At 42.9% G+C, this 14304-nt stretch carries 12 protein-coding genes; 9 read left to right on the plus strand and 3 right to left on the minus strand.

Annotated elements, in window-relative coordinates; translation table 11 throughout:
* Positions 1-53: 53 nt before the first annotated feature.
* Positions 54-1181, minus strand: a complete 1128-nt coding sequence (locus tag QT987_RS02985) for a hypothetical protein (protein ID WP_333237105.1) — start codon at positions 1179-1181, stop codon at positions 54-56.
* Between the two features lie 65 nt (positions 1182-1246).
* Between QT987_RS02985 and QT987_RS02990 the strand changes: the two genes are divergently transcribed.
* Both QT987_RS02990 and QT987_RS02995 read left to right on the plus strand, forming a co-directional pair.
* Positions 1247-1420, plus strand: coding sequence for a hypothetical protein (locus QT987_RS02990; protein ID WP_333237107.1), 174 nt, complete (start codon positions 1247-1249; stop codon positions 1418-1420).
* A gap of 2 nt (positions 1421-1422) precedes the next feature.
* Positions 1423-2046 (plus strand): siphovirus Gp157 family protein, encoded by a 624-nt coding sequence (locus tag QT987_RS02995; RefSeq protein WP_333237109.1) that lies wholly within the window; start codon positions 1423-1425, stop codon positions 2044-2046.
* 452 nt (positions 2047-2498) lie between these two features.
* On the opposite strand, the gene QT987_RS03000 is transcribed toward QT987_RS02995, so the two are convergent.
* Positions 2499-2717, minus strand: a complete 219-nt coding sequence (locus QT987_RS03000) for a hypothetical protein (protein ID WP_333237111.1) — start codon at positions 2715-2717, stop codon at positions 2499-2501.
* Between the two features lie 189 nt (positions 2718-2906).
* Here QT987_RS03000 and QT987_RS03005 point away from each other — a divergent pair, with 189 nt between their 5' ends.
* From QT987_RS03005 to QT987_RS03015, 3 genes are all read left to right on the plus strand, one after another.
* Positions 2907-6227 carry a hypothetical protein gene (locus tag QT987_RS03005; RefSeq protein WP_333237113.1) on the plus strand — a complete coding sequence of 1107 codons (3321 nt, stop codon included), beginning with the start codon at positions 2907-2909 and terminating at the stop codon, positions 6225-6227.
* A 109-nt stretch (positions 6228-6336) separates the two neighbouring features.
* The gene (locus QT987_RS03010) at positions 6337-6612 is read left to right on the plus strand and encodes a DUF6753 family protein (protein ID WP_333237115.1); all 276 of its coding nucleotides are present in this window, start codon (positions 6337-6339) and stop codon (positions 6610-6612) included.
* A 128-nt stretch (positions 6613-6740) separates the two neighbouring features.
* Complete coding sequence (locus QT987_RS03015; protein ID WP_333237117.1) at positions 6741-8210, plus strand: tetratricopeptide repeat protein; 1470 nt, start codon at positions 6741-6743, stop codon at positions 8208-8210.
* Positions 8211-8336: 126 nt separating this feature from the next.
* Here QT987_RS03015 and QT987_RS03020 read toward each other — a convergent pair whose 3' ends face one another.
* Positions 8337-9536: a hypothetical protein gene (locus QT987_RS03020; protein WP_333237119.1), complete on the minus strand. Its 1200-nt coding sequence runs from the start codon at positions 9534-9536 to the stop codon at positions 8337-8339.
* Between the two features lie 269 nt (positions 9537-9805).
* Between QT987_RS03020 and QT987_RS03025 the strand changes: the two genes are divergently transcribed.
* The 4 genes from QT987_RS03025 to QT987_RS03040 are packed head-to-tail and all read left to right on the plus strand — an operon-like array spanning position 9806 to position 14264.
* On the plus strand, positions 9806-11764 hold the full coding sequence (locus tag QT987_RS03025; RefSeq protein WP_333237121.1) for a hypothetical protein: 1959 nt from the start codon (positions 9806-9808) through the stop codon (positions 11762-11764).
* A 14-nt stretch (positions 11765-11778) separates the two neighbouring features.
* On the plus strand, positions 11779-12774 hold the full coding sequence (locus tag QT987_RS03030) for a hypothetical protein (RefSeq protein ID WP_333237123.1): 996 nt from the start codon (positions 11779-11781) through the stop codon (positions 12772-12774).
* A 23-nt stretch (positions 12775-12797) separates the two neighbouring features.
* Positions 12798-13883 carry a hypothetical protein gene (locus QT987_RS03035; RefSeq protein ID WP_333237125.1) on the plus strand — a complete coding sequence of 362 codons (1086 nt, stop codon included), beginning with the start codon at positions 12798-12800 and terminating at the stop codon, positions 13881-13883.
* 57 nt (positions 13884-13940) lie between these two features.
* On the plus strand, positions 13941-14264 hold the full coding sequence (locus QT987_RS03040; RefSeq protein ID WP_333237127.1) for a hypothetical protein: 324 nt from the start codon (positions 13941-13943) through the stop codon (positions 14262-14264).
* The last annotated feature ends 40 nt before the right edge of the window (positions 14265-14304 follow it).

Here is a 14304-nt window from a genome sequence, read left to right on the forward strand (position 1 = left end):
CTAATTCTAACCCTTTATCGATGTCAATAACTCGAATATTGCGTGTGCTCGCATCAAAACTTTGAAACCAGAGCGCAAGCAGAACCGACACCAAATCCAGGTAAATAAGTAAGGCGATAGTTGCTTTTAGCCATAGCCCTTGCCTCTCTTGTTGTCCAAGGTTTGACGCTCAGCAAATCGGGTTCAGTTTCCAGTTGCTTTAAATAAGAGCGATCGCCCGTTACAAAGGCGATCACCTGAGCCAAGAACTTGCAACAGCTCAAAGGAGCCTGAACCACCTGCTTTTCAGTAAACCTAACCACAATCCAATTCCACTCTAAGAATAATTGATTGCGGCGCATATCGCTGTCAGCATCGCAGCAGTGAGTGGGCTTCTTAGATTTGCCAGCATAAGGTTCATCAATCTCGACATCAATTCCGAGTCCAGATGGAGTGTGAATTACAGTAAAATCTGCTGAATAGCTCCTCTGAGATAACGGAATTTTAAACTCTGCTGCTTGGACAACTTCCTCGAAATATTGCTGTAAGTATTGCAAAAAGCGTTGTTCACTCACTCCTTGCCGAGCTTGAGATGTGCCATTAGGACTAACCCGAAGTGACATCAAATCCTTGAGCGATCGATTTCTGTGATGTAAGTCAATTTTTACACTTTTAAAAACTGTCTGCAACCCTTCTTTTCCTAGCTTAAAACTAGAAAATTCCTGCTGTTGGTTGGATAATATCTCTTGTTGGTATAATATCTCTTGTTGGGATAATCTTTTTTGTTGGGATAATATCTCTTGTTGGGATAACATCTCTTGTTGTTTGTACTCAAGAACTTGCTGCTTATACCTGGATACCAGCTTTTGGCGACAACCAAACACATAACTATAAGCAGCCGCAATTAAACATGAATAAGCAGCTACTACCAACAGCATTTCCCACCACAGCCAACCCCAGGAAATAGCTAACAGCGGAAGTACGATCGCACCATAGAGCCAAAACACCCAAATTAACCACAGCAACTTGACAGGTAACACCACAGGTGGTTGAGGCGGAGTCAGCAAAACAACAGGTTGCTCGAATTGTTGAGTTTCTTGAAGTTGGGATGAGGTGGCACAACTAGAAGTTGCCTCTGGCAAAGGATATTGATGGCAGAACTGCATTACCACTTTTGGGTAAAAAACTATAGGATAATTCATAACTTTAAATACTCCTTTTTTTAAGAGCGCGGTCGCGCTATTTTTAAGAAAGTTTTTTGAATTGTATGCAAAAAATCACCCAGTCAAACTCACAAAATTTAACTCATTCTCAAGCAGTTAGCCAAATTCAAAATGACAAACAAATCTCTCTTAAATCCGACGCGGCAACAATAGCTGCGCTTACTCAACTCGAAGAACGCCGCGATTATTATCACACCTGCATCAACGGAGGATACTAAGCATGAATTTAGCCACAGCGACGCTTGCTCAAAGTTCAATAACTGCGGCTCAAGTTTGGCATAAACTAGAATCAGCAGAAAGCTCAGAAGAAATTGACCAACTGCTGCAATGCCTTTGGCAAACCCAAGAAACCCAGGAACTTGCTGTTGATGCCCATGCCGACTTAGCCGACCAAATTGATGCCGAGATTGCAGGAATTACAGCCCGGATGCAGTATTTGATAGAACTGCATTCAAGAGCTCTCCACAAACTCCAGGGGTGGAGAGAGCGGTTAGACAAAACCGTTCTCTACTTCAACGAGTGCGGCGTGTTAACTTCCGAAATTATTGGCAAACACCGCCGCATTACTGTTAAGGAAAATCCGCCTACCTGTGAAGTTTTGATTGACCCATCTCAACTGCCAGAACCCTATCGCCGAGTCGAAACAAAAATCGTAATTTCTGCCGACAAAAAGGCGATTGCAGACGCTTGGAAACAAGGAATGCCTGTAGATGGCACTAGGGTGTTCCGCAAGCGCAAAGTGGTTTACAGCTTGCTTCCCGGTAACAATTTGCACTCTCTTCAAGCCAACCAGACGCTTGAGAGTCGTTCTTCGGATAAAACGCAGTCCAAAAAACGGCGTTAGCCATCTTTTCAGGTGTCAGGAATGCCTTGATTTGACACCTGAATTGTTAGACATATCCGAGTTAGACACCTCCGAATTAAAAATCCCCGAATTAGAGTAGAAAACGCTTGTTTTGTAAGAAAAACAACTTAATTTCTCTCGATATAGCCTTTTTCAGTTAGCTAGGTAATTGGTACAACGTAATTGGTACAAAGTAATGCGTAATGAGGCATGGTAAGGGAGCATAAATCGTCCATGCCGGGCTGGTAGCTAACACGATCGAAAATTACCAATCCTGAAATTAACTATTACCGATTACCTATTACCTTGTACCGACCTTGGGAGTTATGAGTTTTCAGTTGTGAGTTGTGAGTTTTAAGAGTTTTCTTTAACTCACAACTCACGCATTCACGCATTCAAAACTCAGGAGGGGGTCGAAGCCTACCTCATGATACTGAAAATTGCCATATCTATTACAAATCAATCCAGTATTGAGGGTTTTCAACTTCTTCTTCGGTGACATTGAATAACTTTGACGCTCTACCTTTAATAACCCCGTTAGCGTCGAGGTTCAAACCTCCGAATTGCTGGCTGTTTTCACCTTCTCCAAAAGCAACGCGGGCAACTGCATCGCTATCAGAGAAATAATCCCGTTGGCTTTCCATTGCCGTAGTTGTGCGAACTACTTTCACTTTTTTTCTCCACATTGGGATTGTCATCCTGATTGTAACACGCTACTTCTTTCTTCTAAACCCCTCCAATTGGAGGGGGTAAATATCACTCAGTAGCAGGAATTTGTGAAGCAAGAACCTTGTCAAAATCTGGACTATTACTGTGCGTAAGTCCTAAAAATGTAAAAACTAGGATTCAGGAGCTAATCAATGAGCAGAAGAAAACTTACCCCAGAATATCGCTCCACAGAATGGGTAGCTGGGGAAGGACTAAAAATCCCAGTCTTTGATATGTCCTTGACTGACGGTAGAACAAAGGGGCGGTACCAAGCTGAATCAGAAGTGCTGCGTAACTCCCTGCTTGAACTGCTTTTTGAACCTGAAGAGTTAGCATCCCTAAGCATCGTTAAACCAGACCCAAATGATAGCAGCTTCGACCCTCTGAAAAACATCGATTTCGGAGATGGTATTACCAGAAGAGTTGCTTTCAGCTCCGGCAAAAATGTGTATTTTGCAGACATTGAACTCTCAACCAAAATGTTGAGCGTATTCAAAACTCAACCCGACCACGCCTGTCGCTATGGCTCACTGCTAGTTAGCAGTTGCAACCAAGGAGCCAAATTGTTAGATAGCTCCCTTGACGGCGAAACCTTGCGACTCAAAATTGTTGATTCTCAAAGCGATGACCAAAGTGAAAAAGCGAAAGCTCATCAGTGGCAAACCGGAGACTGTCACGGTAAAATTTCACCGGCACTAGCCCAACAATTAGGAGGGAATTACAACCGACCTTTTCAATTCAGATTTGCCTGGATGCAGGAATGGGGACAAGAAGACTGCCACACTCCAGAAATTAGCTTTCTTGCCAAAGGAACGCTGTTGCCTGATGCTAATTTAACCTCGGGCTTGGATTATGATATCATCATGGATCGTTCCTCTATCAAAGGAGTTGCTAAAGAGCAATTAGCTGAATTGATTCCTTGCGGAGATTACGAATTTCCCAAAGCTATACTAGGAAATCGAGGCAACGCCAAAGTAACTGAATACGAAAATTCCTGGCAATTTTCGATTTGGTATTCCGAAGCAGCTATTCAGGCTGACATAGCCACACCGACCAAAATTGAAGCCCAAAAGCTAGCTGACTTGCAAAATAACCGGCTGCAACTTGCCAAATACTTAGTGGAGCAGCACGACAAAAAAGCTGCTTTTCAATCTAGCCTTCACGAAGACAGCAGCGGATTAGAAGACGAAACAGATGAAAAAGCCCAACGCAACGAATCCCGGCTAATTTCAATTTTGAGGAACGACAAACTCGGTCAACTCCTCGACTTTCCCAAAGTCGTCGATTTCATGCAAGAACAACTGGCTAAAAAGTGGAAAGACTTAGCAATTAAAGGAGCAATTCATCACGGTTCAGCAATGGCTCAACCTTGTGAAAACCTCAAACCCGGTACAATTGTTGCCCCCCACTTGCGGCACGGCACAGAAGTTATCGTTACCCGATACCCAATTGTCAGTAAAGATAACATCCGCCGCTACACAGTAGACAACAAAAGTCAGCCTGAATTAACGCAGTACAAAGGGTGCGTTTTCATTCGCTCCGACCAAGCCATGCAGCATCATCAATGCGATTTTGACGGCGATCAATTAGTGATTACGCCTGCTTCCCGAATGCCGAATATCGCCTCTGAAACCAGGCACGCTAATCAAGAGAATGAGTACGATGCTGTTGAGAAGCGAGAGAAAGTTGACTACAATAAAGCTACCGATAGTAATGGCGATCGCAAGTATACCAAATTGCGGCAAATTGCCGTAGCCATCGCCCAAAATAAAATCGGCTGGGTGGCTACCTTAATCGGGAGAGTGCAATCATCAGCAGCAGAACCGGGACAGCCAGAAAGTTTATTCAATCAACAGAAGCGGCAGCTTCTTGGAAAGCTATTTGATGCCCTGCAAATTGAAGTGGACAGTCCCAAAAGTGCTACTCGCACCGAAGACCACCACCCCACCCTGCTGTCCAAGGCTAAGCAGTGGTCAGAACAGCACCCAAGCTACCTATTTGACTACAAAGACGACCCCAGGCTTTACAAAACCGTGCCATTACCTATAGGAGACGGCACCGCTATCAATTGCATTGCTAGAGAGGCTGTTAACCCAGAGTGGGAACCGACTCGTCTAAAAAGCCGGCACCGCGACGAATTTCGCTACTTGTTTGAGTCTCCTTCGGACTTAGATGAGCGAGAAAAATGGGAGAAATATTATGTCAGGTGGGCGCAAGATATTAAGGAACGCTATCGAGAAAGGATGGGTGAAATTCACTTGGAGTGCGGCGGCGATTCTAAGGCAATTAAAGAAGCAGTCAGCAAGTTATACGAGAGCTTAAGAGCCGATGTGACCGAAGCTTGGACTGACCCTGAAGAACGGTTTTTAGCTGCTAGTGCTATGTGGCACGTCGAAACCGCAAATCCCAACTTAGAAGTTCCTCGCAAAGCTTGTAAGGAACTTTCTCGGCAACTGTTGATTGAATTCAACCTTGAACCTGAGTACGAGCGACTGCACGAAGCAATGCCAAAAGACACTTACGTTCTGAGCGTCCCTTTCGAGGAATTTGAACTGGACGGCAGCGGTAAGACTGTCAGGGATAAGAAGCGACAGCCAGTTGGCAAAGACTTAGCTGGACATTGGAAAGAATTGTTAGACAGCAAAGGCATTAAATATGAAGCAACTTTGCATCTGAGTCTGCCAATGGTCAATTTTGCCTTAATTGAACCCAGCGACAAACTGGTGGGAATTCTTGAGAAGAAGTTTGGCGGCAATGCCAATGACATCGACAGTTTAGACTTAACTTACCGCGATGGTCTTGGTCGCACTAAAGATGTCAGTTCACGCATTGTAGCTCCTGCTGATTATACTTGGCTTGAGTCCCAAAACCAAACACCTAAAGCAGCACTGGTTCTCAATTTGTTTACGGATGAAATTTGCGAGCAATTGCAAACCTTTCAGTTTGACAGAGCGGAACTGATTGGGCAGAAGTACAATGACTTGAAAGATGTTGACTTTAGCAGTCCCAAATGGAGGCAGAAAACATTGACTTTTGAGGTGGGTTCTGTTTGCGGTACCGATTCAAGGCGCGACGGCAGCCCTATTGTCCTCCTTGACGGACAAGAATTAGCTATGTTCTCTGCTAATTCACCTAAATTGCCGATCGGTACTACCTTTGAGGCCACTATTGAACCCTCGCCTAAAGGTAGTGCTCTGATCTTAAACATCAACCCTAGCTCTGTGCGACTAATTGAATCAGTTGAGGAACTTTCAGAAGTCGCGCCAACTCCTTGTCAAGAGCGATCGCAATCCGTATCCCCAACGCCTCGTCAAGGGCGATCGCTTGTATCGCCAACTCCTTGTCAAGAGCGATCGCCGTCTCAACCTGAAGACATTGCTGCAATCCCCGTCCACCTCTCACAACCGCTGAAGGATGCAATTTTTGAAGCATATAACCAAACTGGAGCAACTAAAATCCTTGTCAGGGAATAACTTTTGATTTGGCAAGGAATAGCCAGGAACTCGGTGTGCTGGGACGGCAGCGAATTAAGTCGTTTATGTTGTCGGCTTACGAAGCATTTGAAACTATGGGGATGTTGCCATGAGTTATGGTGTTGTTGATACTAAATCTTTGCTGGATCTTGCTTTAGAGGGGCAATCTGAGGAGTACAGGCGCAAAGCTTTGGAGTTGGCTTTTAAGGGAAAAATTGAGCCAACTGACCCCATCTTTTTGATTTTGTTGGCTACTGGTCGATTGGAGATGCTGATTCAAGAGAGTGCGAAACCAGAGGATTTTGAGTTAGCGTGCGATCGGTGGGTGGGGCGGATTAATAAGACTCTGGCGACTTATGAACGCGGGCGGGGGGTATCCTGTTGACAACCTTGGGTATTGGTGCTTTGATAGGATTGGTTTACTCATGTAATACTACGTTAAGTTCAGGTTAGATATTTAGCTGAGTTAATAAGACAATCAAACAAAACACTATAGGAGATTGAGGTGTCAATATGTCTCTTGTATCTAAAGAGCAGTTAGAACAATACGCCCAGACGATGGTTTATGGTGCGAAGGATAGCTTTACGAAAATTGCTCAAAAAGGCTATCACGATCATGGAATTGGTCTGATTTTCGTGGGTGTGCATCTAGATGAAAACAACTGTATTGACATTGACATATCAGAGTTGGCTTATGTTCCGAGAAGCGACTTACCTAAATTTGCTAATAACGATAGGGAGATTATTCGCCTGGTACAAGCAAAGATGGATGAAATAACAGATCCATCTGAGCAAATTCTTGTGGCTTTTTCTGGCTGTGGTCAAAGTGTTCTAGTTACCGCAAATCTTAAAATTTCTAGCACTGATTCAAAGGATTACTTTAACCGAGCTAGTCTTGATTTTCAGAGGGGTGATTTAAGGGCAGCAATAAAAAACTTAAGTGCAGCAATCCAGCTAGATCCTAATTATGCTGAAGCTTACTACAGCCGAGGCTATATGAAAAATGAGCTAGGTGAACATAATAGTGCTCTGGAAGACTACACCCGTGCTATTCAACTTAAAGCTGATTACGCGGATGCTTATATGAATAGGGCTACTACCTTTTATCAATTGGGGGATATTCAAAAGGCTGTACAGGATGGCAAGATTACCCAAAATCTTTTTCTTAACCAGAACAATAGGCAGTCAGCCCTTCGAGCAAATGCTTTTCTGAATCTTCTCGGTTGTAGAGATTACGATCTAGTTGAGCAACCAAGGTTAGAATCTGTGTACGATTCTTTCAAAAATCAAGAAGATTTAACTGAGGATCTGAAAAAAAGTGACAAAAGAATATCTAAAGCAAGCTGTATAACACAAATTTTTCCAGAAGATGGTGCTTTGCTACAGTGTATGCCAGTAGGAAACAATCTCTCTATCGGGGCACAATTGGAAAAAGATTTAGATACCCCGTCTAAAAATATCTGGTGTCTCCTTCCAATGGTTGACTCCACTGACAAAAGCTTGTCACCAAAACCTGCAAGTTATGAGCTTGTAAAAGAGCATTTAGAAGAGTTTATTGTTTGCACAAAGGCTTGTCTCGCTGCTTATAAAAAATTAAATGGAACCTATCCAAATGTACGTTCAGCATCAAGCGATCCTTGGTTAGCTAGTAATTATATGGCTGTGTTTTACTCGATTGAGAATCAGTGGGATGTTGAGTGTAAAGGAGTAGAAGTTGATCCTAATAAATGTTGGCTAGAACTGGAAAAGAAAATTATAGTTGTAGTAGAGAGAGAACAAGAGAAAACCATCGAATCCAATCTCTCCAGTAGTTCAAGCTTAACGAATTTTGAAAATCCATCCGACTATAGTAGTGAAAACAAAGTTAAGAAACTGATTGCTTTAGGGGTTGGAGCTTTAGGCGCAGTTCTCTTACTTTCTGGAATCTGGTTTATAGCTCTAATTTGTCTCGGAGTAGCTTGTTTTTTCTGGCAGAGTATCTGAAATTACATCAGGCAAAACCTGCTTTCTAATAGAGTTAACACTTGTATTGTGAAATGTGCAAATTTCTGTTTTTCCTAGTTTCATACAACTTTTCCGTCCTACATTTATGTAACTCCCCGCGACCCATCACTCGTTTGTAAATGCCACCCGGTTAACTCCTAAAACTGCTGGATTCCGGTTATTGGGGCAATTTCTCGGTATATAGTGACCTGAGACTAAATTCCATTGGAGAAGAGCAAGTATCACTCGATCGCAGAAATGGTGTAAGTCTTGATATTTTTGGATTTTTTCCAGAGAATTTGAGCCAGTTATATTCCCAGTATGTACGATCTCATTGCGAATATCTTTGAAAGAAGAACGCCAACCCGTGAGTCTATTGGTTGTACAGAAGTGTTGCACTATATCCTGAAAAGAAGCTGAGTTTCTGTTGCGAATTCCATTACTGACTAAGTAAAAATAGTCCTTATCATTTTTATAAAAAACTCCAGATGGACAGCAAACATTTAGTGCATAATTATAACGCAGGACTTCCAGAAAGTTACACATTAATAGAGTTTTAACCTCTATATAAGGTGTATGCTTAGCCAGAAGACCTAAGTTAATTAAATTATTCAGATTGTATGTAGTAGCAATCTGCTGATAGTATTTATAGCTGTGTTCAACGAACTGGGTTAGATCGTCTACATCAAAGATGACTTTAGGCCCTTGGTTTAGTGTGGTATCAACAGATGTAAGTTCCTGGTAGATAAGTTCTTCGTTACGTAGTACCTCCATTCTGGCAACTGCGGAAAGCCGTCCAGACGCGAAAGAACAAAGCCAGCATATTGAATTAATGAATTTTTTGATATTCTCTAAATCAGAGTATGGGATTTGAGAAATTTCAGCAATATTTGATATCCCTACTTCTGTCGCTCCTTCTTTGTGAGCAGATAATACAACTCGTGGCTGTCCTGTAATATTAATATCAAATTTTATATTTGGTTGGAAAAAATATGGACATAGGTTAGTTAAATACATTCGGACTGAAACTATATCTTTATCTGAAGGAAGATTCTGCAAGTCAAGCTCTGCTACACCTAACTTCGCTTTTAACTGGTTATTTTGTTCTGAAATTGTCACGGGTGTTTTTTTTAGCCAAAGTGAAGATAAACAATTAGGAATACTTTCTATAAAACAATCTACGTTTGAAGAAATCAAACTAATGTGTCGATGCGGAGTTATGGTGGCAATAACAGAGCAGTCGTCGGACTGGGAAAGAACCACATCCGCCCTAACAGTTTCAGTTCCGTAATTCAACTGACAAATAAGTTCCCTTTCTGTAACCACAATTCTTGCCTCCAGGGCGAACGCATCTAAATCTTATGTTAGCATAACCTGGTATCAATAATTCGGACAGTTTTATATCTAGTCTAGTGTCCTAAACCCTTGCTGGCTATATGCTGGACTATTTTTTCAAGGTTGACTATTTTTTCAAGGTTTAAGTTCAGCGCACTCGTTTCAGAAAATCCGTTAAAAATGGCAGGGCTTCCTCCGTAAGGCTTACAGGGCAGTTAAAAAACTGTCCGAAGTATTGCTGGTATATTGAAGAATAATTATTGAGGACCTACCAAACATTTAATCAGAGTTCGTTAGTAGTTTACCAAATAATGCTCAAAAGCTTGGTGAATCAGTCCGCAGCCATTGGGGGATTGAAAATTCTTTACATTATCCGCGATACTGAAGCAGTTGTCGAAATTAGCGCCGCTCCCAACTTTATTATTCAAGACAACTTAGCAAGGCAAGCTAAACAATCTAAAAGTGCCAAAAAACGCGCTTTAGAAAAAGGTCAAGGTCGCGATGTAGGAGCAGAAGTCAAACAGGAAGAATCCTTTGAAGCCCAGAAAAAAATGTACAAAGGTGCAAGAGCAATTCACGCTGCTGTCACCTTCTTAGTCTACCGACCAACACCGGAGCAACTAACACACGCTTGCCAAATGCTCTCCCACAGCTTCGGCTCTGCCAAGGTATTAAGAGAGCGCAACATTGCTTGGCAACTGTGGCTAGAAACTTTGCCCATTACTGTAAGCTGGCTGCTGCATAGCAGTTCGCTAATTAACGAACGCCGCCTTACCTTAGACACCGAAACTGTCCCCGGTATTTTGCCCTTAACTGCTGTAAGAGACCTGGACTCAAAAGGAGTTGAATTCATCACCAAAGGCGGCAAACCCGTGTACGTTGACCTCATGCACAACCAAACCAGCCGCGCTGTCATAACAGGCGAGTCTGGTTCCGGTAAAAGTGTTTTGGGATGGCGATTTGCAGCCGATGCAATAGCCGCTAATATCCCAGTAGTGGGTATGGACATCTCAGCAGGAAGCGGCAGTACCTTTGAGACAGCAGTGAAACTGTTAGGCGACGACGGTGCGTACTACGACATCACCTCTGGCAGCTCAAATCTACTCGAAATACCCGATTTGAGGCGTTTTGACAGAGAAGAGCGATCGCGCCGACTAGACCAATGGAAAGAGTTTATCCGAAAAGCGCTGACTATTATCAGCATGGGTAAAGTCCGCGACCCAAAATTAGCGCAGCGAGTCGATGCCATTTTGCTGCTAACTCTGAAAAAATTTCTGGAAGACCCAGACATTATCGAGCGCTACAATACGGCATTTGAAAAAGGCTGGAAATCGACCGCGTGGCAAGAAATGCCAACCCTCACAAACCTCCTAAAGTTCTGCACAAAAGAGCAACTAAACCTACAAAACTTTACCGACTTCGACCGCATTGCCATCAACCAAATTATCACTCAATGCAACGCATTACTAGCCTCACCTTTAGGGAAAGCAATTGGCAGACCGAGTACATTTTCACCCGAACCCGCTGTTAAGTTTTTTGCCCTTAGCGGTCTGGGCAACGAACAAGACCAATACCTGATGGCAATTAATGCCCATGCTGCTTGCATCCGCAACGCACTTTCTCACCCTAAAAGCCTATTTATCGGAGACGAACTTTCGATTTTGTTTAAGAAAGACGGATTTGCTGAAGTAGTAGGCGAACTCTGTGCAGTGGGTAGAAAAAATGGCATTTCAGTGCTCTTGCTAGCCCAAGATATCGACAGTATTTGCGATTGTAGTGCGGGAACTATGATTATGCAAAACATGGTGTATCGAATTACCGGAAGATTGACATCAAACGGAGCCACTTCTTGGATCAAAAATTTGGGATATCCGGCTGAAATTATTAGCCAAAATGCCACAGAAGCTTTCCTTCCCAGAGCTGCCGACCTTTATTCCAATTGGCTAATTGAAAAAGGAGGTCGTTTCTGGCAAAGCCGATACTATCCAGGCGAAATGATATTAGCAAGTGTGGCTAACAATCAAGCTGAATTGATGGCCCGCGCCCGAGTTATGGCTCACTATCCCAATACGTTAAAAGGGCAATTGCTAGCACTCAAACAATTTGCCTCTGAATATGTACAAGCCGTTAAAGAAGGACGTTCATTAGCTAATATTGGCAAGAATGCAGTCACTGATATCAATGGACACAAATCCCCTCAAGACCTTATTGCTAGCTAGACGGAGAAAAACCGATGAAATCACCGAAATTTCTTGTCAAACTTGCCCTCGGCATTCCTGCAATTTGGCTGAGCTTAATACTAAATTCTGTTGAAGCAAAAGCTCAAACCTCTGACAGCAATCCGACTGCAACACAGCTTCCCACCTCAAACAATCCTAACAGCAGCACTTTCAACCGCTCCAGCTTCACAGTTCCCAATCAACAAATAGAAAGCCAAATCCAACAATCAGCTAATAACTTCTTGAGCAACCCGAAAGAAATAGGAGGTATAGAAAACACAATTAGCGACATAACAGGCGAAATTTCAGATACCATCTCCACCATCTCCGACAGCATCTCAGGCATCTGGGACAATTTGTTAAACAAAGTAGAAAATTTCAGCAGTGAAATAGAGTCAACCCTCTCTTCATTCCTGGGAGAATTGAAAGTTCCAGACCTAAAAGAAGCAGTTAAAAGCATAATGGATGGCAACACCTCCGAAAGCGAAGGGACAAAACTATCCGCTGTTTTAGAGAAGAGACCGCAAGATTCTTACAGCCTCAAAGAGAATACCGCCGAACTCGCAGAAAGAGAAAGTGCTGTCAGTGAAGCCAATAAAGCCACTCTCAGTAAAGAAGCTCAACAAAAGCAAGCTCAGATGAAAGAAATTGTCCAGCAAAACGTAGAGCAAACTCATCGCGAGAGCCAAAATTCAATGGAATTGGGTGCTGATTCAGAAGGTCAAGATGTCACACAGAACATTATGAGAAACATATCTCAACAAAGTGCGATCGCAGCTAAGCAAGCAGCCTTATCAGCAGAAAATCAAAGTGCTTTAGTCATGCAGGGCCAGCAAGCTCAAATCGATCGCAGTTTTGCCAACATTCTCAATGCTCAACAGGCTGAAGAACTCAACGAAATTAACACAGCCCAGAGACGGCAGGATGCTGCGGCTGCTACCGCTTCTTCTACTCAAGCCGGACTGTTTCAAATGCCGGGAGGCATCACCCTAGGGGCAAGCGAAGACTGAAATCACAAAAAGGAGACACCGCGATGCTGACACAACTAATCGCCCAAACTAGCACAGCAGGACAAGCCCTGGACACTCTCTCTGATGCCATAGAAGTCTCTCAAAAAACCGTCGAATCGTGGAATTTAGTTTGGTTTAACACCTTCAACACTCAAGAATCCTCTCTCTGGATTGCCTTAGTCAAACTAGGACTAATTCTAGCGGGAATATCTGTTACTTACCTCGCTGTCACCAGTGGCAAAGAAATCATCGAAAAACAGTCTTGGTCAGAGCTAGTAGCCATGTTTATCTGGCCACTCGTAATTGTAGTATTTCTCAGCAACAACGGTAAAGTCTTAGCTGAAAGTGTCAAATTCATCAAAGCTGTAGGCAGCACTCAAGTTCAAGAAATTATGAAGATTCAAGTCGGAGAAATGACCTTCAGAACTGCCCTGAGCGACGTTAACCTCACCAGTGCTGGCAAAGAAGAAATCGAAAAACTCTACAGCGAATGTCAGGGCAAAGTTGGATCAGCTTTAGTGGAATGTTGGAACAGCAAAAAACAGCCCGCTCAACAAATCCTCCAGGCAGCCGAACAGCAAAATGGAGGACCTCTCAAAAGCTTGCAGCGATTTGTCGAAAATTTAGGCAATGTTGCAAATCTTCAGGATATAGGAAATGGCGATTTTGCAGGACAAGTTTTTAGGTCTACTGTCTTGCCCATCATTCGCTTAATTCTTAGATCAGTACAGTGGGCCTTTGTCAATATTTTAGAAGCAGCATTGTTGCTAACAGCTCTATTCGGACCTCTGGCAATGGGCTTGTCGCTGCTGCCGCTGCAAGGAAAACCAATCTGGGCTTGGTTAATAGGATTTATGTCGTTATTTGGAGTGCAATTGGGCTACAACATCGTCGTTGGCTTAGTCGCCGTAGTGATTGTAAAATCCGATGCAGAGTTAGTTACAGATATCGCCTTTTTATTCTTTTTAGCTGTGTTTTCTCCCGTTCTAGCCGTGTTAATAGCCAAGGGTGGAGGAACTGCTTTGTACAGTGCGATCGCCAATAGCACCAAACAACTTACAGATATTGCCAGTAACGCGATTGGTCTTGTTGCCGGAAAACTCCTTTAGGACTGAATTCGTCCACCAAAATTTGTTCAAATTCACCACTACTCAACATTAGAATTTATGAATGTCAAACTTAAGCAATCTCAACCCTTACTTCCCGAATCTAAAAACACCTTAGCCTTGTGTTTTATCCTGCTAACCAGCTTTGTTTTTTTACTAACAATTGCTGTTTTAGTTAACACAGTTAGTTTGAGAGCTTTATCTCAAAGAAAAGTTACATTTGTCCAGTTAAAAGACGGAACCGCAGCACGAATTGCAGAACAAGATGAACTGTACAGAGAGCCGAAAATTATCCAAAATTTTGTATCCAGTTGGGTAAATTTAACCTGGGCTTGGTCAGGCAAAATGGGAGCATCCCGGTTTTGTAAATGGTTAAAAGTATGATAAGAGCCAAAATTTTTCGCCCTCCGCTATATGATAGAAC

The sequence above is a fragment of the Microcoleus sp. SVA1B4 genome, from assembly GCF_036700545.1.
Taxonomy (GTDB): Bacteria; Cyanobacteriota; Cyanobacteriia; order Cyanobacteriales; family Microcoleaceae; genus Microcoleus.

Bases quoted from the DNA above. Each gene is read 5' to 3' on its own strand.
- QT987_RS02985 (WP_333237105.1), bottom strand. From the start codon at position 1,181: ATGAATTATCCTATAGTTTTTTACCCAAAAGTGGTAATGCAGTTCTGC.
- QT987_RS02990 (WP_333237107.1), top strand. From the start codon at position 1,247: ATGCAAAAAATCACCCAGTCAAACTCACAAAATTTAACTCATTCTCAA.
- QT987_RS02995 (WP_333237109.1), top strand. From the start codon at position 1,423: ATGAATTTAGCCACAGCGACGCTTGCTCAAAGTTCAATAACTGCGGCT.
- QT987_RS03005 (WP_333237113.1), top strand. From the start codon at position 2,907: ATGAGCAGAAGAAAACTTACCCCAGAATATCGCTCCACAGAATGGGTA.
- QT987_RS03010 (WP_333237115.1), top strand. From the start codon at position 6,337: ATGAGTTATGGTGTTGTTGATACTAAATCTTTGCTGGATCTTGCTTTA.
- QT987_RS03015 (WP_333237117.1), top strand. From the start codon at position 6,741: ATGTCTCTTGTATCTAAAGAGCAGTTAGAACAATACGCCCAGACGATG.
- QT987_RS03030 (WP_333237123.1), top strand. From the start codon at position 11,779: ATGAAATCACCGAAATTTCTTGTCAAACTTGCCCTCGGCATTCCTGCA.
- QT987_RS03035 (WP_333237125.1), top strand. From the start codon at position 12,798: ATGCTGACACAACTAATCGCCCAAACTAGCACAGCAGGACAAGCCCTG.
- QT987_RS03040 (WP_333237127.1), top strand. From the start codon at position 13,941: ATGAATGTCAAACTTAAGCAATCTCAACCCTTACTTCCCGAATCTAAA.